General features: G+C 70.1%; 21 protein-coding genes and 2 pseudogenes. 18 read left to right on the top strand and 5 right to left on the bottom strand.

Annotated elements, in window-relative coordinates; all coding sequences use genetic code 11:
• Positions 1 to 8: 8 nt before the first annotated feature.
• From sufD to QF027_RS12325, 6 genes are read left to right on the top strand one after another with little or no spacing between them, the layout of a single operon-like run.
• Entirely contained in the window at positions 9 to 1,190 is a 1,182-nt protein-coding gene (gene sufD, locus QF027_RS12350) for a Fe-S cluster assembly protein SufD (protein WP_306983177.1), read from the top strand.
• A complete protein-coding gene (locus tag QF027_RS12345; protein ID WP_057618340.1) occupies positions 1,190 to 1,507 on the top strand; it encodes a non-heme iron oxygenase ferredoxin subunit in 318 nt (105 codons plus the stop codon). Before sufD ends, QF027_RS12345 begins: the two co-directional genes overlap by 1 nt.
• A 7-nt stretch (positions 1,508 to 1,514) precedes the next feature.
• Positions 1,515 to 2,279 carry a Fe-S cluster assembly ATPase SufC gene (gene sufC / locus QF027_RS12340; RefSeq protein WP_306983180.1) on the top strand — a complete coding sequence of 255 codons (765 nt, stop codon included), beginning with the start codon at positions 1,515 to 1,517 and terminating at the stop codon, positions 2,277 to 2,279.
• Entirely contained in the window at positions 2,276 to 3,532 is a 1,257-nt protein-coding gene (locus tag QF027_RS12335) for a cysteine desulfurase (RefSeq protein ID WP_306983181.1), read from the top strand. The genes sufC and QF027_RS12335 overlap by 4 nt, the downstream gene beginning before the upstream one ends.
• Positions 3,533 to 3,548: 16 nt before the next feature.
• The gene (gene sufU / locus QF027_RS12330; protein ID WP_306983183.1) at positions 3,549 to 4,019 is read left to right on the top strand and encodes a Fe-S cluster assembly sulfur transfer protein SufU; all 471 of its coding nucleotides are present in this window, start codon (positions 3,549 to 3,551) and stop codon (positions 4,017 to 4,019) included.
• A complete protein-coding gene (locus tag QF027_RS12325; protein WP_028809645.1) occupies positions 4,016 to 4,348 on the top strand; it encodes a metal-sulfur cluster assembly factor in 333 nt (110 codons plus the stop codon). Before sufU ends, QF027_RS12325 begins: the two co-directional genes overlap by 4 nt.
• A 68-nt stretch (positions 4,349 to 4,416) precedes the next feature.
• Here QF027_RS12325 and QF027_RS12320 read toward each other — a convergent pair whose 3' ends face one another.
• Complete coding sequence (locus QF027_RS12320) at positions 4,417 to 5,235, bottom strand: AbfB domain-containing protein (RefSeq protein ID WP_307074476.1); 819 nt, start codon at positions 5,233 to 5,235, stop codon at positions 4,417 to 4,419.
• A 303-nt stretch (positions 5,236 to 5,538) separates the two neighbouring features.
• Here QF027_RS12320 and QF027_RS12315 point away from each other — a divergent pair, with 303 nt between their 5' ends.
• The 4 genes and pseudogenes from QF027_RS12315 to QF027_RS12300 all read left to right on the top strand — a co-directional run bounded on the left by QF027_RS12315 (position 5,539) and on the right by QF027_RS12300 (position 8,878).
• The gene (locus QF027_RS12315; RefSeq protein WP_306983188.1) at positions 5,539 to 5,859 is read left to right on the top strand and encodes a DMT family transporter; all 321 of its coding nucleotides are present in this window, start codon (positions 5,539 to 5,541) and stop codon (positions 5,857 to 5,859) included.
• On the top strand, positions 5,859 to 6,416 hold the full coding sequence (locus QF027_RS12310) for a TetR/AcrR family transcriptional regulator (RefSeq protein ID WP_306983189.1): 558 nt from the start codon (positions 5,859 to 5,861) through the stop codon (positions 6,414 to 6,416). Before QF027_RS12315 ends, QF027_RS12310 begins: the two co-directional genes overlap by 1 nt.
• A 565-nt stretch (positions 6,417 to 6,981) precedes the next feature.
• Positions 6,982 to 7,971 carry a 2,3,4,5-tetrahydropyridine-2,6-dicarboxylate N-succinyltransferase gene (dapD, locus tag QF027_RS12305; RefSeq protein WP_307074474.1) on the top strand — a complete coding sequence of 330 codons (990 nt, stop codon included), beginning with the start codon at positions 6,982 to 6,984 and terminating at the stop codon, positions 7,969 to 7,971.
• 340 nt (positions 7,972 to 8,311) lie between these two features.
• Positions 8,312 to 8,878 (top strand): annotated as a pseudogene (locus QF027_RS12300) (SigE family RNA polymerase sigma factor).
• On the opposite strand, the gene QF027_RS49590 reads toward QF027_RS12300, so the two are convergent.
• A complete protein-coding gene (locus QF027_RS49590; RefSeq protein ID WP_373431090.1) occupies positions 8,851 to 9,072 on the bottom strand; it encodes a hypothetical protein in 222 nt (73 codons plus the stop codon). The pseudogene QF027_RS12300 and the gene QF027_RS49590 sit on opposite strands and share 28 nt — an antisense overlap.
• Here QF027_RS49590 and QF027_RS12295 point away from each other — a divergent pair.
• A pseudogene (locus QF027_RS12295) lies at positions 9,046 to 10,100 on the top strand (WD40 repeat domain-containing protein). The gene QF027_RS49590 and the pseudogene QF027_RS12295 sit on opposite strands and share 27 nt — an antisense overlap.
• Here QF027_RS12295 and dapA read toward each other — a convergent pair.
• The gene (gene dapA / locus QF027_RS12290; RefSeq protein ID WP_306983196.1) at positions 10,101 to 10,994 is read right to left on the bottom strand and encodes a 4-hydroxy-tetrahydrodipicolinate synthase; all 894 of its coding nucleotides are present in this window, start codon (positions 10,992 to 10,994) and stop codon (positions 10,101 to 10,103) included.
• A gap of 152 nt (positions 10,995 to 11,146) precedes the next feature.
• Between dapA and QF027_RS12285 the strand changes: the two genes are divergently transcribed.
• The 4 genes from QF027_RS12285 to QF027_RS12270 are packed head-to-tail and all read left to right on the top strand — an operon-like array spanning position 11,147 to position 12,936.
• Positions 11,147 to 11,275: a hypothetical protein gene (locus QF027_RS12285; protein WP_263973619.1), complete on the top strand. Its 129-nt coding sequence runs from the start codon at positions 11,147 to 11,149 to the stop codon at positions 11,273 to 11,275.
• Positions 11,272 to 11,964 carry a hypothetical protein gene (locus QF027_RS12280; protein WP_307074472.1) on the top strand — a complete coding sequence of 231 codons (693 nt, stop codon included), beginning with the start codon at positions 11,272 to 11,274 and terminating at the stop codon, positions 11,962 to 11,964. The genes QF027_RS12285 and QF027_RS12280 overlap by 4 nt, the downstream gene beginning before the upstream one ends.
• 52 nt (positions 11,965 to 12,016) lie before the next feature.
• Entirely contained in the window at positions 12,017 to 12,436 is a 420-nt protein-coding gene (locus QF027_RS12275; RefSeq protein WP_307074470.1) for a phage holin family protein, read from the top strand.
• Positions 12,433 to 12,936 carry a DUF3618 domain-containing protein gene (locus QF027_RS12270; protein WP_307074468.1) on the top strand — a complete coding sequence of 168 codons (504 nt, stop codon included), beginning with the start codon at positions 12,433 to 12,435 and terminating at the stop codon, positions 12,934 to 12,936. Before QF027_RS12275 ends, QF027_RS12270 begins: the two co-directional genes overlap by 4 nt.
• Positions 12,937 to 12,991: 55 nt before the next feature.
• On the opposite strand, the gene QF027_RS12265 is transcribed toward QF027_RS12270, so the two are convergent.
• On the bottom strand, positions 12,992 to 13,963 hold the full coding sequence (locus QF027_RS12265) for a YihY/virulence factor BrkB family protein (RefSeq protein WP_307074467.1): 972 nt from the start codon (positions 13,961 to 13,963) through the stop codon (positions 12,992 to 12,994).
• A 115-nt stretch (positions 13,964 to 14,078) separates the two neighbouring features.
• Between QF027_RS12265 and QF027_RS12260 the strand changes: the two genes are divergently transcribed.
• The 3 genes from QF027_RS12260 (at position 14,079) to QF027_RS12250 (ending at position 16,194) form a co-directional block, all read left to right on the top strand.
• Positions 14,079 to 14,780, top strand: a complete 702-nt coding sequence (locus tag QF027_RS12260) for an antibiotic biosynthesis monooxygenase (RefSeq protein ID WP_306983212.1) — start codon at positions 14,079 to 14,081, stop codon at positions 14,778 to 14,780.
• A 79-nt stretch (positions 14,781 to 14,859) separates the two neighbouring features.
• Positions 14,860 to 15,456: an ArsR/SmtB family transcription factor gene (locus QF027_RS12255; protein ID WP_306983214.1), complete on the top strand. Its 597-nt coding sequence runs from the start codon at positions 14,860 to 14,862 to the stop codon at positions 15,454 to 15,456.
• A 3-nt stretch (positions 15,457 to 15,459) separates the two neighbouring features.
• Positions 15,460 to 16,194 carry an SRPBCC domain-containing protein gene (locus tag QF027_RS12250; protein ID WP_307074465.1) on the top strand — a complete coding sequence of 245 codons (735 nt, stop codon included), beginning with the start codon at positions 15,460 to 15,462 and terminating at the stop codon, positions 16,192 to 16,194.
• 11 nt (positions 16,195 to 16,205) lie between these two features.
• On the opposite strand, the gene QF027_RS12245 is transcribed toward QF027_RS12250, so the two are convergent.
• Positions 16,206 to 18,029, bottom strand: coding sequence for an endonuclease/exonuclease/phosphatase family protein (locus tag QF027_RS12245; protein ID WP_307074462.1), 1,824 nt, complete (start codon positions 18,027 to 18,029; stop codon positions 16,206 to 16,208).
• Positions 18,030 to 18,084 lie beyond the last annotated feature (55 nt).

Raw genomic sequence — 18,084 nt, 5'->3', positions numbered from 1 at the left:
CGACAGCCATGGCTGAGGCTCAGAACATCCCGGTGGGCAGCACGACCGCCGGCCAGATCGCGGTGGCCGCCGAGTCGACCGTCGCCACGCGCATGAGCGCGCCCCCCTCCTTCGACGTGGCGGACTTCCCGGTCCCCCACGGCCGCGAGGAGGAGTGGCGGTTCACCCCGCTGGAGCGGCTGCGCGGGCTGCACGACGGCACCGCGGTCGCCACCGGCGACGGCGTGAAGGTCGACATCTCGGCCCCCGAGGGGGTCGTCATCGAGACCGTCGGCCGCGACGACGCCCGGCTCGGCAAGGCCGGCACCCCGGTGGACCGCATCGCCGCCCAGGCGTACTCGGCGTTCGAGAAGGCCGGCGTGGTCACCGTCCCCAAGGAGACGGTCCTCACCGAGCCGATCCGCATCGCCGTGCACGGCGAGGGCGGCGTCCGCTACGGCCACCAGGTCGTGGAGCTCGGAGCCTTCGCCGAGGCCGTCGTCGTCATCGACCACACCGGTGACGCGGTGCTCGCCGCCAACGTCGACTACATCCTGGGCGACGGCGCCAAGCTGACCGTCGTCTCCGTCCAGGACTGGGACGACAAGGCCGTGCACGTGGCCCAGCACAACGCGCTGATCGGCCGGGACGCCACCTTCAAGTCGTTCGTGGTCACCTTCGGCGGCGACCTTGTACGCCTCCACCCGCGCGTCTCGTACGCCGGCCCCGGTGGCGAGGCCGAGCTGTTCGGCCTGTACTTCACCGACGCGGGCCAGCACCAGGAGCACCGCCTCCTCGTCGACCACAACACCCCGCACTGCAAGTCGAACGTGGCCTACAAGGGCGCGCTCCAGGGCGAGGGCGCCCACGCGGTGTGGATCGGCGACGTGCTCATCGAGGCCAAGGCCGAGGGCACCGACACCTACGAGATGAACCGCAACCTCGTCCTCACCGACGGCGCCCGGGTCGACTCCGTGCCGAACCTCGAGATCGAGACCGGCGAGATCGTCGGAGCCGGCCACGCGAGTGCGACCGGCCGCTTCGACGACGAGCAGCTCTTCTATCTGATGGCCCGCGGCATCCCGGCCGACGAGGCCCGGCGTCTGGTCGTCCGCGGCTTCTTCGCGGAGCTGGTCCAGCAGATCGGTGTCGACGACATCGAGGAACGGCTTCTCGTGAAGATCGACGAGGAGCTGGAGGCCACGGTCTGATGGCCTTCGTACGCGCCTGCGGGCTGAGCGAGCTGGAGGAGGACACCCCGAAGCGGGTGGAACTCGACGGCACGCCGGTCTCGGTCGTGCAGACCGAGGGGGAGGTGTTCGCCATCCACGACATCTGCTCGCACGCGAACGTCTCGCTCTCCGAGGGCGAGGTGGAGGACTGCCAGATCGAGTGCTGGCTGCACGGCTCCAGCTTCGACCTGCGCACCGGCAAACCGTCCGGCCTTCCCGCGACGCGCCCCGTCCCCGTATACCCCGTAAAGATCGAAGGGGACGACGTGCTCGTCTCCCTTTCCCAGGAGTCCTGAGGCACCCATGGCAACGCTTGAAATCCGAGACCTGCACGTCACCGTCGAGGCCGACAACGCCACGAAGGAGATCCTCAAGGGTGTCGACCTGACCGTGAAGCAGGGCGAGACGCACGCCATCATGGGCCCCAACGGCTCCGGCAAGTCGACGCTCGCCTACTCGCTCGCGGGTCACCCGAAGTACACCGTCACCGGCGGCACCGTCACCCTCGACGGCGAGGACGTCCTGGAGATGTCCGTCGACGAGCGCGCCCGCGCGGGCCTGTTCCTGGCGATGCAGTACCCGGTCGAGGTTCCCGGCGTGTCCGTGTCGAACTTCCTCCGTACGTCCGCCACCGCCATCCGCGGCGAGGCCCCCAAGCTGCGCACCTGGGTGAAGGAGGTCAAGGAGACCATGCAGCGTCTCCACATGGACCCCGCCTTCGCCGAGCGCAACGTCAACGAGGGCTTCTCCGGCGGTGAGAAGAAGCGCCACGAGATCCTCCAGCTGGAGCTGCTCAAGCCGAAGGTCGCGATCCTCGACGAGACGGACTCCGGCCTCGACGTCGACGCCCTGCGGGTCGTCTCCGAGGGCGTCAACCGCGTCCGTGAGACCGGCGAGGTCGGCACCCTGCTGATCACGCACTACACGCGCATCCTGCGCTACATCAAGCCCGACTTCGTCCACGTCTTCTCCGGCGGTCGCATCGTCGAGTCCGGCGGCGCCGAGCTCGCCGACAAGCTGGAGAACGAGGGCTACGAGGCATACACGAAGGGTGGCGTATCCGCGTGACGCAGCTGCCGGGCCTCCTCGACACAGAGGCGATCCGCAAGGACTTCCCCATCCTGGACCGCCAGGTCCACGACGGTAAGAAGCTCGTGTACCTGGACAACGCGGCGACCTCGCAGAAGCCGCGCCAGGTGCTCGACGCCCTGAACGAGTACTACGAGCGCTACAACGCCAACGTCCACCGCGGTGTGCATGTGCTCGCCGAGGAGGCCACGGCGCTGTACGAGGGCGCGCGCGACAAGGTCGCCGCCTTCATCAACGCGCCGAGCCGCGACGAGGTCATCTTCACCAAGAACGCCTCCGAGTCGCTCAACCTCGTGGCGAACATGCTGGGCTGGGCCGACGAGCCCTACCGCGTGGACCACGAGACCGAGATCGTCATCACGGAGATGGAGCACCACTCCAACATCGTGCCGTGGCAGCTGCTCGCGCAGCGCACGGGCGCGAAGCTGAAGTGGTTCGGCCTGACCGACGACGGCCGGCTCGACCTCTCGAACATCGACGAGATCATCACCGAGAAGACGAAGATCGTCTCCTTCGTGCTGGTGTCGAACATCCTGGGCACGGTCAACCCCGTCGAGGCGATAGTGCGCCGCGCGCAGGAGGTCGGCGCGCTGGTCTGCATCGACGCCTCGCAGGCCGCGCCGCACATGCCGCTGGACGTACAGGCCCTCCAGGCCGACTTCGTGGCCTTCACCGGTCACAAGATGTGCGGCCCGACCGGCATCGGCGTGCTCTGGGGCCGCCAGGAGCTGCTGGAGGACCTGCCGCCGTTCCTGGGCGGCGGCGAGATGATCGAGACCGTGTCGATGCACTCGTCGACGTACGCCCCGGCGCCGCACAAGTTCGAGGCGGGCACGCCTCCGATCGCGCAGGCGGTCGGTCTGGGCGCCGCGATCGACTATCTGAACTCGATCGGCATGGACAAGATCCTCGCCCATGAGCACGCGATCACCGAATACGCGGTGAAGCGCTTCGCGGAGGTCCCGGACCTCAGGATCATCGGCCCGGCCACGGCCGAGGACCGGGGCGCGGCGATCTCCTTCACGCTCGGCGACATCCACCCGCACGACGTGGGCCAGGTCCTCGACGAGCAGGGCATCGCGGTCCGGGTCGGTCACCACTGCGCACGGCCCGTCTGCCTCCGGTACGGAATTCCCGCGACCACGCGAGCGTCGTTCTATCTGTACTCCACGCCGGCCGAGATCGACGCACTGGTCGAGGGGCTGGAGCACGTACGGAACTTCTTCGGCTGAAGGGCGTGCTGAAACCGTGAAGCTGGACTCGATGTACCAGGAAGTCATCCTGGACCACTACAAGCACCCGCACGGGCGTGGTCTGAGGGATGGCGACGCCGAGGTGCACCATGTGAACCCCACGTGCGGCGACGAGATCACCCTCCGTGTGAAGTACGACGGCAAGAGGATCGAGGACGTCTCGTACGAGGGCCAGGGCTGCTCGATCAGCCAGGCCAGCGCGTCCGTCCTGAACGATCTGCTGGTCGGCAAGGACCTGGCGGAGGCGCAGAAGATCCAGGAGACCTTCCTGGAACTGATGCAGTCGAAGGGCAGGATCGAGCCCGACGACGCGATGGAGGAGGTGCTGGAGGACGCGGTCGCGTTCGCCGGTGTCTCCAAGTACCCGGCCCGGGTCAAGTGCGCCCTCCTCAGCTGGATGGCGTGGAAGGACGCGACGGCCCAGGCGCTGGGCGCCGGCGCCGACGCCGAAAGGAAGACGGCATGAGCGAGACCGTTGAGATGAAGCCGGCCTCGGAGGAAGAGGTCCGCGAGGCGTTGTACGACGTCGTCGACCCCGAGTTGGGCATCGACGTCGTCAACCTCGGCCTGATCTACGGCATCCACATCGACGACGCAAACATCGCGACCCTCGACATGACCCTGACCTCGGCGGCCTGCCCGCTGACGGACGTCATCGAGGACCAGGCCAAGTCCGCCACGGACGGCCTCGTGAGCGAACTCCGCATCAACTGGGTGTGGATGCCGCCGTGGGGGCCGGACAAGATCACGGACGACGGCCGGGAGCAGCTTCGGGCGCTCGGGTTCAACGTCTGAGTGACCCTGTTCGTGGGAAAGCGGCGGCACCTGTCGGGTGCCGCCGCTTTCCTGTACTCGTACGCGGCTCAGGCCAGCCCGCTCACCAGCTGGAACGAGGAGTCCGCCAGGTACTGGGAGCTGTACTCGAAGCGTTCGAGGCGGACCACGAAGTTCTGGTGGCGGAGGAAGTAGCCGGGGTAGTTGACCGACTCCAGCATTTTCGCGCCGGAGTAGGAGGCGTCCCGGGAGCAGAACGTGGCGTCCTGCCTGAAGAGGGAGGAGCCGTCGTTGCGGTCGGCCCGCAGGACGAAGTCGCGGTGGCGCAGGTACTTGCCGTCGTGGGTGGTGAAGGAGTAACAGGAGCCGTTCGCCAGGCCCTTGACCAGGGTGAAGGTGGCGTCCTCGCGGGACTCCGAGCCGCTGACCGGGTCCAGGCCCACATAGCCGTCGTCCACGTGCCAGTACCGGGCGGGGTAGTTGACCGAGCGGACCGAGCGGTAGGTCACGGAAGGGCGGGGCTTCGACGAGCTGCCCTTGGACGCCGTGGACCTGGGCGGCTTCGGGTGGGCCGTGACCGTGGCGGTGGGCTCGGCTCCCTGCTGCTGGGGGTCCCGGGGAGTGGGGGACACCGACGAGAGGCCGCTGTCGCCCGGCGGAGGCGTGGTCGGCGCGGGGGGCTGCGAGGAGAAGGAGATCAGGCCGGACCCCTCGTCCCGCGCGGTTTTCGACGGTCCGCCGGGTTCGTTGTCCGTGGCGGCTATCGCCGCCACACAGGCGATGATCGTGGCCACCGCCAACGCCCCGGCGAGATAGAGCCGTCGGGTGCCGGGCGTGCGGGAGGTGTCCAACGTCCAGCCGTTCTCCCAGGGGCGGTCCTGGGGCGGCCGGGACTTGTCTTCGGGCATGCGCTGTTCCTCCGGCGCGGCGCGAGGCGACGTGCCGCTGCTGTGGTGGCGCGGTATGTGAAGGGTGAAACACAAGTGGTTCCGGGTGAACACTAGTGGTTACCGGCGGTCCCGAGCAGCCCTTTGAACCGGCTGCTTTCCACATTCCTCTCGGCGGGCTCACAGCGCATCGGCGCGGTGGTCACCTCTGCACCTGCGGCTGATGGTCGATCAGACAGGGCCGGGCGCCGCCATGTTGGGAGAACGGCTGCTGGGCGGTGGCCGCGGATCCGCTCCCGGGCTCCGTTATGTACGCTTGTACACATGGGATACCTGCTGCTCGCTGGAGCCATCGCCGCCGAGGTCGGAGCGACCACGGCCATGAAGTACACCGAGGGCTTCAGTCGGCTCGGGCCCTCGCTGCTGACCGTGCTGGGGTACGTCCTCTCCTTCGCGCTGCTCGCCCAGACGCTCAAGACGGTGTCGGTCGGCACCGCCTACGCGATCTGGGCCGGGGTGGGCACCGCGGCCATCGTCGGCATCGGGATGCTCTTCCTCGGAGAGGGGATGACGGCCACCAAGGCTGCCGGGATCGTGCTGATCATCATGGGGGTCGTGGTGCTGAACCTGGGCGGGGCGCACTGATGGCCCGGCGGCACGACCCCGAGCGCCGGCAGCGGATCATCGACGCGGCCATCCGGGTCGTGGGGGAGAAGGGGCTCGCGGGGCTCAGTCACCGCAGCGCCGCCGCCGAGGCCGATGTGCCGCTCGGTTCGACGACGTACCACTTCAAGAGCCTCGACGAGCTGATGGTGGCCGCGTTGCGCCAGGCCAGCGAGGGCTTCGCCAAGGCGGTCGCCGCGCACGGCGCCCTGGACGACCCGGGCGGTGACCTGGCCGCCGACCTCGCCCGCGTCCTCGGCGACTGGCTCGGCGGCGACCGCACCGGCGTCGAGCTGGAGTACGAGCTCTACCTCGCCGCCCTGCGCCGCCCCGCCCTGCGCCCCGTCGCCGCCGAATGGGCCGACGACCTCGCCGAACGCCTCGCCCGCCGCACGGACCCGGTCACGGCACGGGCGCTGGTCGCCCTGGCCGACGGGATCTGCCTACAGGTGCTGTTGACCGGGACACCGTACGACGAGGGGTACGCGCGGGAGGTGCTGGGGCGGGTGGTCCCCGCCGGCCCTGGTGATCCCGGTTGACCGCGGGCGATCCGCGCGACTTCGGGTAGTCCCGGTCGGCCTGGGTGAGTTTCGCCGACCGTGGGTGGTCCCCCTGGCTGCGGGTGGTTTCCGCCGGCCGTGGGTGACCCCCACGACTGTGGGTGATCCCGGTCGGCCCGGGTGATCTCCATCGGCTCTGGTGATCCCGGTTGACCGCGGGTGATCCGCGCGACTTCGGGTGGTCGCGGTCGGCCTGGGTGAGTTTCGCCGACCGCGGGTGGTCCCCCTGACTGCGGGTGAGTTTCACCGGCCGCGGGTGTTCCCCGCCGGCCCAGGTGCCCCACGACTGCGGGTGATTCTCGTCGGCCCAGGTGCCCCACGACTGCGGGTGATTCTCGTCGGCCCAGGAGAGTTTCACCGACCTCGGTGGTTCCCGTCGGCCCGGGGTGTCCCCACCGACCGCCTGTGTCTCCCGCCGGCCCGGATGATCCGTACCGGCCCAGGTGATCTTCTCCTGGGTGTCACGGGGGGCCGGGCCGCCCGACTCCTGAGACGTCCCGCGCAGGGTTCGCATCGCATGCCCTGCGCCGGTTAGGTTGCCCTCATGACCGACACGACTGCTCCGCGCACCACCGGCGCCATCGCCGCAGGCCTCGCCACCGTCGCCGCCGACGGCACCGTACTCGACACCTGGTTCCCCGCCCCCGAACTCTCGGCCGAGCCCGGCCCCGCCGGTACCGAGCGGCTGTCGGCCGAGAAGGCCGTCGAGCTGCTCGGCGAGGGTGCCGCCAAGGCGATCGGCCCGGACGCCCGCCGTGGCGTCGAGGTGATCGCGGTCCGCACGGTCATCGCCTCCCTCGACGAGAAGCCGCTCGACACGCACGACGCCTACCTGCGCCTGCACCTGCTCTCGCACCGTCTGGTCCAGCCGCACGGCCAGAGCCTGGACGGCATCTTCGGCCTCCTCCCCAACGTCGCCTGGACCTCGCTCGGCCCGGTCGCCGTGGACGAGATCGAGAAGGTGCGGCTCAACGCCCGCGCCGAGGGCATGTACCTCACGGTCACCTCGGTCGACAAGTTCCCGCGCATGACGGACTACGTGGCCCCCAAGGGCGTCCGGATCGCCGACGCCGACCGGGTCCGCCTCGGCGCGCACCTCGCCGCGGGCACCACCGTCATGCACGAGGGCTTCGTCAACTTCAACGCGGGCACGCTCGGCACGTCGATGGTCGAGGGCCGCATCTCCGCCGGTGTCGTGGTCGGCGACGGCTCGGACATCGGCGGCGGCGCCTCCACCATGGGCACGCTCTCCGGCGGCGGCAACGTCCGCATCACCATCGGCGAGCGCTGCCTGATCGGCGCCGAGGCGGGCGTCGGCATCGCGCTCGGCGACGAGTGCGTCGTCGAGGCCGGTCTCTACGTCACCGCGGGCACCCGGGTCACCATGCCCGACGGCCAGATCGTCAAGGCCCGTGAGCTGAGCGGCGCCTCGAACATCCTCTTCCGCCGCAACTCGGTCACCGGCACGGTCGAGGCCCGCCCGAACAACGCGGTCTGGGGCGGCCTCAACGACATCCTGCACAGCCACAACTGAGCCGCTCCCGGCAAAAGAAGATCACTTACGGGTTACTCGGCGTGACGTCGGCAGCGCGCACGCCGACGAGACCGACACCGCCTCGCACAACGGGCCCCGGGTCGGCCTGGTCAACGTCGGCCAGGTGGACGATCCGATGGAGGACGTGCTGGAGCACCTGCTGCTGATCGGCGACGGGTACTGCTGGAACTGACCCGCGACCCCGTGCGGAAGTCGCCGTAGCGGACCGAATTCCGCTACGGCGACTTTTTTTCGTGGCGGTGGCTGCGGCGGGCCACGGCACGCGTCACAAGGGTCGGAGGGGCGGCGCACAGGTGTCGCCGGGGAAGAGAAGGTGACGATGAATGCCGAAGGGCTGGAGAGTTTCCGGGACTTCGTGGACAGCAGGTCGTCCGCCCTGCTGAAGACCGCTGTGCCGCTGTGCGGGGGAGACCAGCACGCCGGTGAGGACCTGTTGCAGAACGCCCTGGTCAAGACGGCCGGACGGTGGCAGAAGATCGACGAACCCGAGGCCTGTGTACGGCAGGTCCTCTACCGCCAGCAGGTCAGCCGCCGGCGGTAGAGGACCTGCCGGAAGGTCAGTGTCGCGGAGCCGCCCGAACCCCCGGGCAGCGGCGAGCCCGGCGCCGACACCGCCGCCGCGGCCGAACTGCGCCTGGTGATGCGCCAGGCCCTGTCCCGGCTCACCGCACGCCAGCGCACCGTGCTGGTACTGCGCTACTTCGAGGACATGCCGGAGGCCGACGTGGCCCGGCTGCTCGGCTGCTCCGTCGGCACCGTGCGGTCCACCACCCACCGTTCGCCGGCCCGACTGCGTCAGCTCGCACCCGAACTGGCCGCCCTCGGGCCCGCCCCGGCCGAGCGGTTCGAGTCCCGTGACTACTCGCCCGTGGGAGTGCGTCCGTGAACGTCGACGACATCGTGCGCGACGCTCTGCGCGAGCAGGCCGCCGAACAGCCCCCGGCGGCAGCGGGGTTCGCCGAGCGGGTGCTCGCCGTCCGGCGCCGCCGCCGTACCCACAGGATCGCGGCCGCCGCGGTTGTCACGGTGGCCGTGGTCGCCGTCGGAGTCGGGGTGCCGCTGCTGGACTCCGGCAAGCACGACGTACGGCCCTCGGGTGGCGGTGGCCTCGTGGTGGAGAAGAAGACGAAGGCCCCCCGACCAGTCGCCACCGCGCGAGGAGATCTCCGTCGGGGGCACGACCCTGGCCGGGTACTTCGTCCCGGAGACGGTCAAGAAGACCGCGGACACCGCCGTCCACCAGCGCACCTACCACCTGCTGAACCCGAAGACCGGCAAGTACGCCAAGACCGCGGACTGGTCCTGGGTCGCCGTCGCGCCCGGCGCGAAGACCGCCGCCGTCCTCGAACAGGACCTGCCCACCTCGCGGATCGGCCTGCTCGATCTGACCACCGGCAAGGTCGAGCGGTGGATCCTGGTCGAGCGCGGGGTCGGCGGGCTCGCCTTCTCCCGCGACGGCCGCAAGCTGGTCGCGACGACGTACGGCAAGAACCCCGATCTGCGGGTCAAGACAGAGGGCGACATCGAATGGAGCCCGGAGTGGACGTCGAGCCGCTCCGGCTTCCACGTCCTCGACGTGGCCTCCGGGAAGGGCGCCTGGAACGAGGTGAGGCTCGCCTCCGACGACGGCGGGCTCGGCGGTTCCGTCCTCAACTCCCGCCAGGACTTCGCCCTCACCGATGACGGCCTGCACGTCTGGTCCGGGAACCCCATGGGGGACATCGGCAAGGAGTTCTGGGACCTCAGGGGCGACAAGGTCCCCACGCCGGCGAACGACAAGCACCTGGAGTGGTACGTGGACGCGGGGAAGTCGCCGGACGGGCAGCCTCGTCGCCGGTGACTTCGCGGGCAGGAAGTGGAAGACCTCCTCCTGGATCGTCGATGCCGCGACCGGTACGAAGACCGAGGTGCGCGGACAGCAACTGCCCGCCTGGGTGGGCGACAAACAGCTCATCGCCTGGGACATCGGCAGGAACGACAAGAGCGAATTCCCTCAGCGGCTCGTGCTGGTCACCATCGGCAGCGACAAGGAGACCCCGCTCAGCGGCTTCCGGCAGGGGAACGACGGGGACGCCGGACGCTGGGAGCCGATCTTCGCCCAGCCCTGATCAGGCGGCCACGAGTCGTTCGTACTCCGCCAGCAGCCCGTCGGCCGTCTCCCGGCCGGCGGGCCGCAGCGGGGCGCGGACCGGGCCCGCGGGCAGACCGAGCGCGTGGAGGAGGGCCTTGGCAGTGACCGTGCCGGGCAGGCCCGCCGACATCATCGCCTCGATCAGCGGCGTGGCCCGTTGTTGGAGGCGGGCGGACACGGGGGTGTCGCCCGCCTCGAACATGTCCAGGATCGCGCGGAGTTGAGCCGGGACCACGTTGGCCACCGTGCTGACGTAGCCCGCCGCGCCCACCGCGTACAGGGCGAGGATGTGCTCGTCGCAGCCCGCGTAGTACGCCAACTCCGTGCGGTTCAGGACCTTTTGGGTGCCGAGAAGGTCATAGGAACAGTCCTTGACCGCGACGATCCGGGGGTGCTCGGCGAGCCGGATCATCGTCTCCGGCTCGATGCGGGTGCCGGTGCGGCCCGGGATGTCGTAGAGCATGACGGGCAGCCCGGAGGCGTCCGCGATCTCGCTGAAGTGCGCCTCCAGCGCGTCCTGCGGTGGCCTGCTGTAGTACGGGCTGACCACCAACACCCCGTCCGCGCCCGCCTTTTCGGCCGCCAGGGTCAGCTCCACGGTGTGCCGGGTGTCGAAGGTGCCCACCCCCGCCACGACCGACGCTCGCTCGCCCACCGCCTCCTGTACCGCCATGACGAGGGCGGCCTTCTCCGCGTCCGTCGTGGTCGGCGACTCGCCTGTGGTGCCGGACAGCACGAGACCGTCGCAGCCCTGAGCCACCAGCCGCGAGGCCAGCCGCTGAGCGCCGTCGAGATCGAGCGCGCCCTCCTCGGTGAAGGGGGTGATCATGGCGCAGAGGGCGCGGCCGAAGGGTGGGGCGGTTGTCGTCATACGCGTAGTCTCGGCAGACCGACCGTGAAGCTCCACTTAATTCTTCTACGGTGTACCGGTAAGGGATGCTGCGAAAAGGTCCTATGTCCAAATCGGGCCCGCATGGGTCACCATGGTCAGGACGATGCACGACCCCTGGTCCTGGAGGCGTCATGAAGCTCGGCAAGGCACTCGCCACCGGAGTCGCGGAAGAACGGCCGGAGATCCACGACGAGGAGCTCGAGCTCCCCGAGGAGATCAAGGAGCTGAAGGCTCCCGAAGAGGTTCCGGCGGCCCGATGAGACTGCGGCTTCCGGAGGAACGCCCGACGGAGCCGCCGACCGGATACAAGATCGCCCACCCGGTGCTGTCCCAGGACGGCACCCGGGCCGGGTTCACCGGTGTGTCGCTCGGCGGCGCGCTGCCGTACGGAGTCCTGGCCGACGCGTCCTGCGTCTACGGCCTGCGGCACCGGGCGCCGAACCGTCGCTGCGACTGCGGCTTCCACTGCGTGCACGACCGCGCGGCGGCCGAGGCACTGCTGTGCACGGCCGAGCACCGTAGCGCCGTCCTCCTCGACGTCCTGGTCCTCGGCCGCTACCTCCGCTTCGAGCGCGGCTTCCGCTACGCCCGCCAGCGGGTGCGGACCGCCACGGTGGGACCCTGCGGCTGCGGCACGGTCGCCGCGGCCCTCGCCGACGCCGACTGGGGCAGACCCGGCTGGCGGGCCCTGGCGCCCTCGTGCGCGGGCTGCCTGCGCGGTCGTACGGCGCTCTCGCTCGCCGGGTTCGCGCGGCTGGCCGGAGAGGGGCTGCGGGTGGTGGCACGGCCGGCCACGGTGCTCACGCAAGGTGATCCCGGCATGCCCGAGGGCCTCGGGGTGCCCGAACTCGCCGCCGAGGCGGCCCTGTTGCAGGCCCGGCTCGACTGGTTCCAGAGTCAGCTGGCCCGGCTCGGACAGCGTGGCCCGGACGGCGGTCCGCAGGGGTAGCGGGGGACGGGCCGGGTACCCGGGAGTTCCGACCGAGAGGAGGCGGAACACCGTGACCGGAACCACGGCCCCCAGGCCGGTGCACGACGAACATCACTCGGTGGGCGAACTCGTCGGACAGGCCACCGAACAGGTCTCGCGGCTGGTACGGCAGGAAGTCGCCCTCGCGAAGGAGGAGCTGGCCGAGAAGGGTCGGCGGGCCGGCAAGGGCGGCGGGCTGCTCGGCGCGGCCGGCGCCTTCGCCTACGCAGGACTGCTCGCCCTGGCCGGGACGGCCACCGCCGCCCTCGCACTGGTGCTGTCGGTGTGGGCCTCGGCGCTGATCGTGACGGCCGTCCTGTTCGTGATCGCAGGGGTGCTCGCCGCCACCGGCCGCGCCCAGCTGCGCCGTGCCACACCCCCGACGCCCGAGGAGGCACTCGGCAGCGTCAAGGCGGATGTCGAGGAGATCAGGGAAAGGGCGCACCGATGACGGACAGGACGAGCGGCGAGCCCCCCGTGACGGGGGCCAAGGGACCCGATGAGCTGCGGCATCAGATCGAGCGGACCCGCAGCGAACTCGGCGACACGGTGGAGGAGCTGGCAGGAAAGATGGACGTGAAGGGCCGCGCGATGGCACGTGCGGCAGACCTCAGGGACAAGGCGGGCGCGATGACCGTGCAGCTGCGCAGCAGCGCCGCACAGGCCGGTCACACCGTGCACGACCGGGCCACGCAAGCCGGACACAAGGTCCAGGTCAAGGCGGCGAAGACCGGTCACCAGGTCCAGGACCGGACGCTGCGGGCGGGCCAGGTCACCCAGGGCCAGGCTTCGCGGACGAGTGCCGCGCTGGAGCGCAGGGCGGAGCACAGCGTGCCCGGGCCGGCCCGGCCCCTGGTCATGGCCGCGGTACGGCATCCGCGGCCGGCGCTGATCGTCGGCGCGGCAGTGGCCGCGGTCGTCGTGGTGGCGTGGCGGTACCCCAAGAAGTGAGCGATGCGTACGGCTGGGCGCGGGCGATGGCCCGCGCCCAGCCGTACGCGTACCGTCACCGCCCGCGGTTCGCCCGCAGCCTCGGCGGCCACTTCCGGGTGTCCCGGGGCTCCACGTACGGCTCCTGAGTCGGCTCGGCCTCGCCGGAGACGATCGCCCGCTCCCGGGCCAGTTCCGCGTCGAACTCCAGGCCCAGCAGGATCGCCAGGTTCGTCAGCCAGAGCCACACCAGGAAGACGATGGCGCCGGCGAGGGTGCCGTACGTCTTGTTGTAGGAGCCGAAGTTGGCGGCGTAGAGAGCGAAGCCCGCGGAGGCGGCGAGCCAGACCAGGGTGGCGAGGACACTGCCCGGGGAGATCCAGTGGAAGCCGCGGCCGCGGACGTTGGGGGCCGCCCAGTACAGCAGCCCGATCATCAGGACGACCAGGAGCAGCAGCACCGGCCACTTGGTCACGCCCCAGAGCGCGATCGCCGCGTCGCCGAACCCGACCGCCCTGCCCGCCCGTTCGGCCAGCGGGCCCGTGAACACCACGATCAGGGCGCTCGCCGCCAGCATCAGCATCAAGGTCACGGTCAACGCCAGCCGCAGCGGCGTCAGCTTCCACACCGGACGCCCCTCGGGAAGGTCGTACACCGCGTTGGACGTACGGATGAACGCGGCGACATACCCGGACGCCGACCACAGTGCTGCGAGCAGGCCGACGATCGCGAGCACACTGCCTGTGCCGCCGCTGTCACCGAGCTGGACCGCCGCGTCCCGCAGAATGTCCCGGGCCGGACCCGGCGCGAGGTCCCCGATGTTGTCCAGGATCTTGTCCGTGGCGCGCTGTCCCACCACGCCCAGCAGGGAGACCATCACCAGCAGGGCGGGGAACAGGGACAGGACGCCGTAGTACGTCAACGCCGCCGCACGGTCGGCGAGTTCGTCGTCCAGCAACTCCTTCCCCGTGCGCCGCAGCACCGCACGCCAGGATCGCGCGGACAACGTGGAGGGGCTGTTCGGCTGGTCCTCGGCCTGCTCGTCCATGCCGTGGCGGGTCTCCCGAAACCACCCCCCGAACCGCCGACTTGACCTGAATCCTTGTTGAGGTTGAAGGGTGGTGGGTGCACGCATGGAGCAGCGATCCGAGGAGGCCTCGCGCATGACCCGCCGTACCGACACCCATCCCGATCTCACCCGGCCCGAGGTGGGCGCGTCCCTTTTCAGTACCTGGCGAGTGGGCAACCCGCTGCGGCAGCGGCAGACCGTCCAGGCCATCGCCGGTACCTGGGAACGCCGGCCGTGGCCCGCCGACGGCCTGCTCGGCTACCACGTCTACACCGGACACGACACCGCGAGCCTCCTGCACTACTCGCAGTGGACGGACGAACAGACCTACGAGGCGTTCGCGCGGACACAGCGGCTGGAGCGCGTCGACGAGATCGACACCGCCGTCCCCCACATCGAGCGGACGGGGCTCGGCCGTTACCGGCACTACCGCAGCGTCGCCCGGGACGGTGACCGTCGGGTCCCGGGATGCATCGTGATCGTCGACATCGAGTTCGAGGGCCCCGACCCCGACCGGCAGCGGGCCTGGGTCGACGCCGTCCTCGAGGCGCTGGAGAACGAGCCGAACCCGCATCCCGGTGGCATCAGCGCCCACTTCCACCTCAGTACGGACGGCACCCGCGTCCTCAACTACGCCGAGTGGGAGAGCGCCCAGGCGCATCTCGACGCGCTCGCCGCGCCGGGGGACGGGATCGGCTCGGCCGCGGACCGCTGGGAGCGCGTGCAGACCTGGCCGGGGCTGAAGAGCAGCGTGGTCAGCCGGTACGACCACGCCCTGGGCCTCGTTCCCGACTGAGACCCGGCTCGAGCGCAGGCCTCTCACCGAAAACTCGAACCGTCTGGACAAGAAAAGTATTCGGTGCGAGGGTGGACCCATGCTGGACGTCACCGTGATCGAGGACCCCGAGGCCGCAGCCGTCTCCCTGGACCCCATAAGGGCGCGGCTGCTCGCCGAGCTGGCGGCCGGCCCCGCGTCGGCCGCCATGCTGGCCGGCAAGGTCGGGCTGCCCAGGCAGAAGGTGAACTACCACCTGAAGGCGCTGGAGCGGCACGGCCTGGTCGAGCTCGCCGGGGAGCGCCGCAAGGGCAACGTCACCGAGCGGCTGATGCGGGCGACCGCGGCGTCGTACGTGATCTCACCGCTCGCCCTCGCCGCCGTGCAGCCCGACCCGGACCGCTTCCGCGACCAGCTCTCCGCGCGCTGGCTGCTGGCGCTGGGTGCCCGGCTGGTGCGGGATGTCGGTTCGCTGATCACCGGCGCGGCGAAGGCCCGCAAGCCGCTGGCGACGTACGCGCTGGACGGCGAGGTGCGCTTCGCCTCGGCCGCCGAACGGGCCGCGTTCATCGAGGAGTTGACGGCCGGAGTCACCGGCCTGATCCGCAAGTACGACGCCCCGGACGCCGAGGGGGGCCGTGACCACCGGATCGTGGTGGCCGTCCATCCCACGCTCAAACAGACCGAGTTGGAGTAGATCATGTCCAAAGAGTTCGAGATCGCCCGCGAGTTCGAGGTCGACGCCGCCCCCGAGCAGGTGTGGGAGGCGATCACCACCGGAACCGGCGGCTATCTGTGGCCGATGGAGCCGCCCGAGCCACGCGTCGGCGGCAAGGGGCCCTTCGGGTCCACGATCACCGCCTGGGACCCGCCGCACCGCTACACCAACCGGGTCGAGGACGTCGACGGCATCTCCGAGCAGACCCTCAACCAGCTCGACTACACCGTCGAACCCCGTGACGAGGGCCGCCGGGCCTGGGTGCGGTACGTCCACAGCGGGATCTTCGTCGACGACTGGGACAACCAGTACGACGGCGCCGCCAAGCACACCGACTTCTATCTGCACACCCTGCGCGAGTACCTGACCCACTTCGCGCCCCGCCCGGCCGCCTTCGCGACCTTCGACGGACCCGAGGCGTCCAAGGCCCCCGACGCCCTCGCCGTCGTGGGGCGGGCGCTCGGCGTCGGCGAGGACGTGGCCGCCGGTACGCGCGTGACGGTCCACGGGCCGGACACCTTCGACGCCGTGGTCGACTTCCGCAACCCGTACTTCATCGGGCTGCGCACCGAGAGGAGCCTCACCCGCGTCTTCGGCCGCAACCACTGGGGCCACCCGGTCGGGATCTCCCTGCACGACTTCGCATCCGACACCGACATCAAGGAGTGCGAGAGCGAGTGGCAGGCCTGGCTGAACGGGGTGTTCAACCAGGCCTGATCCCTCATGGGTCACGGCTTGAAGCGCAGCACCTGCGGGTCGTGGTCGCTGATCTGGTCGTGGAACTCCGAGTTGATGTGCACGCTGTCGTACTCGAAGTCGCAGCCGCGCCGGATCGACGGGCTGACCAGGATCTGGTCCAGGACCTGCTGGTTGCCCTGGTAGTCGTAGGTGTAACGCTCGCTCCTGGGCAGCGACTTGATCGCCGACCAGAGCTCGCCGTCACCCTCCAGGATCTTCGCGGTGTCGGAGAACTCGAAGTCGTTGATGTCGCCGAGGGCGATGACGTCCGCGTTCTTCTGGGTGTCGAGGATGTCCTTGACGAAGGCGTTGACCAGCGTCGCCTGCTGGTGGCGCTGAATCTCCGAGCTGCGCGGCACCGGCTGGGTCGCCGAGCTCAGACCGAAGTCGCCGCCCTTGGAGTTGAGGTGGTTGGCGATCACGAAGACCGTGCGGCCACGGAAGACGAACTCGCCGGCCAGCGGCTTGCGGCTGCTGTTCCAGGCCGTGTTCGTCGGGTCGATACGGCCCGGGGAGACCGTCAGCGCGGCCTTCCCGTGGGTCTTCGTCACGCCGACGGCCGTCGTGGCGTCGCCGCCCGCGCGGTCCGTGAAGGAGACCCGCTGCGGGTTGAAGAGGAACACCTGGCGGATGTTGCCGCCCGGCTCGCCGCCGTCGGTGTCGTTGGCCGGGTCGATCGAGCGCGACTCGTACCTCGGGCCGCCCGCCGCGACGATCGCGTCGATCAGCTTGTTCACCGTCACGTCGGCGGCGGTCGTGCCGTCGTCCTTCGCGCCGTTGTTGTCCTGGATCTCCTCCAGGGACACGATGTCGGGCGACTTCAGGTTGTTCACGATCGCGGAGGCGTGCTCCTCGAAGGTGGCGTCGGACGGGTCGAGGTTCTCGACGTTGTACGTCGCGACCGCCAGCTCGCCGCTCTTCTGCTTCTGCGTGGTCTCCCGCTCGAGACCGGCGCTCTTCAGCGTGCCGATCTCGTTCGCCACCAGGGTGTAGCCGCCGAACTGGTTGTAGTCCAGCGGTCCCGCGGTGCTGCCGGTGAGGACGTCACCGACGTTCGCGACGGGGAAGGCCGAGGTCGAGCCCAGCGACTGGATCTGCAGCCGTCCGGTGTTCTGCGACGTGTAGGAGCCGTAGAGGGTGCCGCCGCGGGGGGTGGTGTTCTCGCGCGGCTTCACCGTCACCCACAGCTCGGTGTACGGGTCGGTCGCGCCGACCACACGGGTGTCGGCGACCTTGACGTTCATGCCCTCCAGGGACTCGTAGAAGTCCAGGGCGTACTTCTTCGGCTCCAGGGTCAGGCCGTTGATCGAGTTGCCCGCGGCGGGGTCGCCCGCCGGGGCGTAGACGGCAGGCACCGATGTCGCGTCGACCACCGTGGCGGCGGGGACCGCGTTGCCGCTGGAGACGACCGTGACGGTCGGCTTGGTGATCTCGGTCACCGACTGGTTCCCGCTCGACGTGCCGCCCGGGACGTACTCCGAGACCGTCCCGGTGACCGTGACGGCGTCGCCCACGGCGACCTTCGGGGTGGAGCTGGTGAAGACGAACACGCCCTCACTGGTGGCCGGGTCGGCGTCGGGGTTCGGATCCTGGATCCAGAAACCCTTGGAGGAGCCGTAGGTGCGCACGCCGGTGACGATTCCGGCCACATCCGCGACCTTCTGACCGGCGTACGGGGATATCCGGGTCGCGCCCTGGATGTCATGGATGCTCACACCGGCCGCGTGGGCGGGCGAGACGAGAACGACGGTGGAGGCCGCGGACAGGGCGGCGACGGTGAGCGCGGCGAGACGCGCGGACTTCTTGCTCGGCAACGGGGATCCCTCCGGGGACGAACGTAGGCGCCGGGACGAGGGTGAACGTGGAACG

Source organism: Streptomyces canus, from assembly GCF_030816965.1.
GTDB lineage: Bacteria > Actinomycetota > Actinomycetes > Streptomycetales > Streptomycetaceae > Streptomyces > Streptomyces canus_E.
Note: the sequence above shows the minus strand (reverse complement) of the source record. Positions and strands in the feature narration are given on the sequence as shown.

Excerpts from the sequence above, each read along its gene's own strand:
- sufD (WP_306983177.1), top strand. The coding sequence starts at position 9 with ATGGCTGAGGCTCAGAACATCCCGGTGGGCAGCACGACCGCCGGCCAG.
- QF027_RS12345 (WP_057618340.1), top strand. The coding sequence starts at position 1,190 with ATGGCCTTCGTACGCGCCTGCGGGCTGAGCGAGCTGGAGGAGGACACC.
- sufC (WP_306983180.1), top strand. The coding sequence starts at position 1,515 with ATGGCAACGCTTGAAATCCGAGACCTGCACGTCACCGTCGAGGCCGAC.
- QF027_RS12325 (WP_028809645.1), top strand. The coding sequence starts at position 4,016 with ATGAGCGAGACCGTTGAGATGAAGCCGGCCTCGGAGGAAGAGGTCCGC.
- QF027_RS12320 (WP_307074476.1), bottom strand. The coding sequence starts at position 5,235 with ATGCCCGAAGACAAGTCCCGGCCGCCCCAGGACCGCCCCTGGGAGAAC.
- QF027_RS12315 (WP_306983188.1), top strand. The coding sequence starts at position 5,539 with ATGGGATACCTGCTGCTCGCTGGAGCCATCGCCGCCGAGGTCGGAGCG.
- QF027_RS12310 (WP_306983189.1), top strand. The coding sequence starts at position 5,859 with ATGGCCCGGCGGCACGACCCCGAGCGCCGGCAGCGGATCATCGACGCG.
- dapD (WP_307074474.1), top strand. The coding sequence starts at position 6,982 with ATGACCGACACGACTGCTCCGCGCACCACCGGCGCCATCGCCGCAGGC.
- dapA (WP_306983196.1), bottom strand. The coding sequence starts at position 10,994 with ATGACGACAACCGCCCCACCCTTCGGCCGCGCCCTCTGCGCCATGATC.
- QF027_RS12285 (WP_263973619.1), top strand. The coding sequence starts at position 11,147 with ATGAAGCTCGGCAAGGCACTCGCCACCGGAGTCGCGGAAGAACGGCCG.
- QF027_RS12280 (WP_307074472.1), top strand. The coding sequence starts at position 11,272 with ATGAGACTGCGGCTTCCGGAGGAACGCCCGACGGAGCCGCCGACCGGA.
- QF027_RS12270 (WP_307074468.1), top strand. The coding sequence starts at position 12,433 with ATGACGGACAGGACGAGCGGCGAGCCCCCCGTGACGGGGGCCAAGGGA.
- QF027_RS12265 (WP_307074467.1), bottom strand. The coding sequence starts at position 13,963 with ATGGACGAGCAGGCCGAGGACCAGCCGAACAGCCCCTCCACGTTGTCC.
- QF027_RS12260 (WP_306983212.1), top strand. The coding sequence starts at position 14,079 with ATGACCCGCCGTACCGACACCCATCCCGATCTCACCCGGCCCGAGGTG.
- QF027_RS12255 (WP_306983214.1), top strand. The coding sequence starts at position 14,860 with ATGCTGGACGTCACCGTGATCGAGGACCCCGAGGCCGCAGCCGTCTCC.
- QF027_RS12250 (WP_307074465.1), top strand. The coding sequence starts at position 15,460 with ATGTCCAAAGAGTTCGAGATCGCCCGCGAGTTCGAGGTCGACGCCGCC.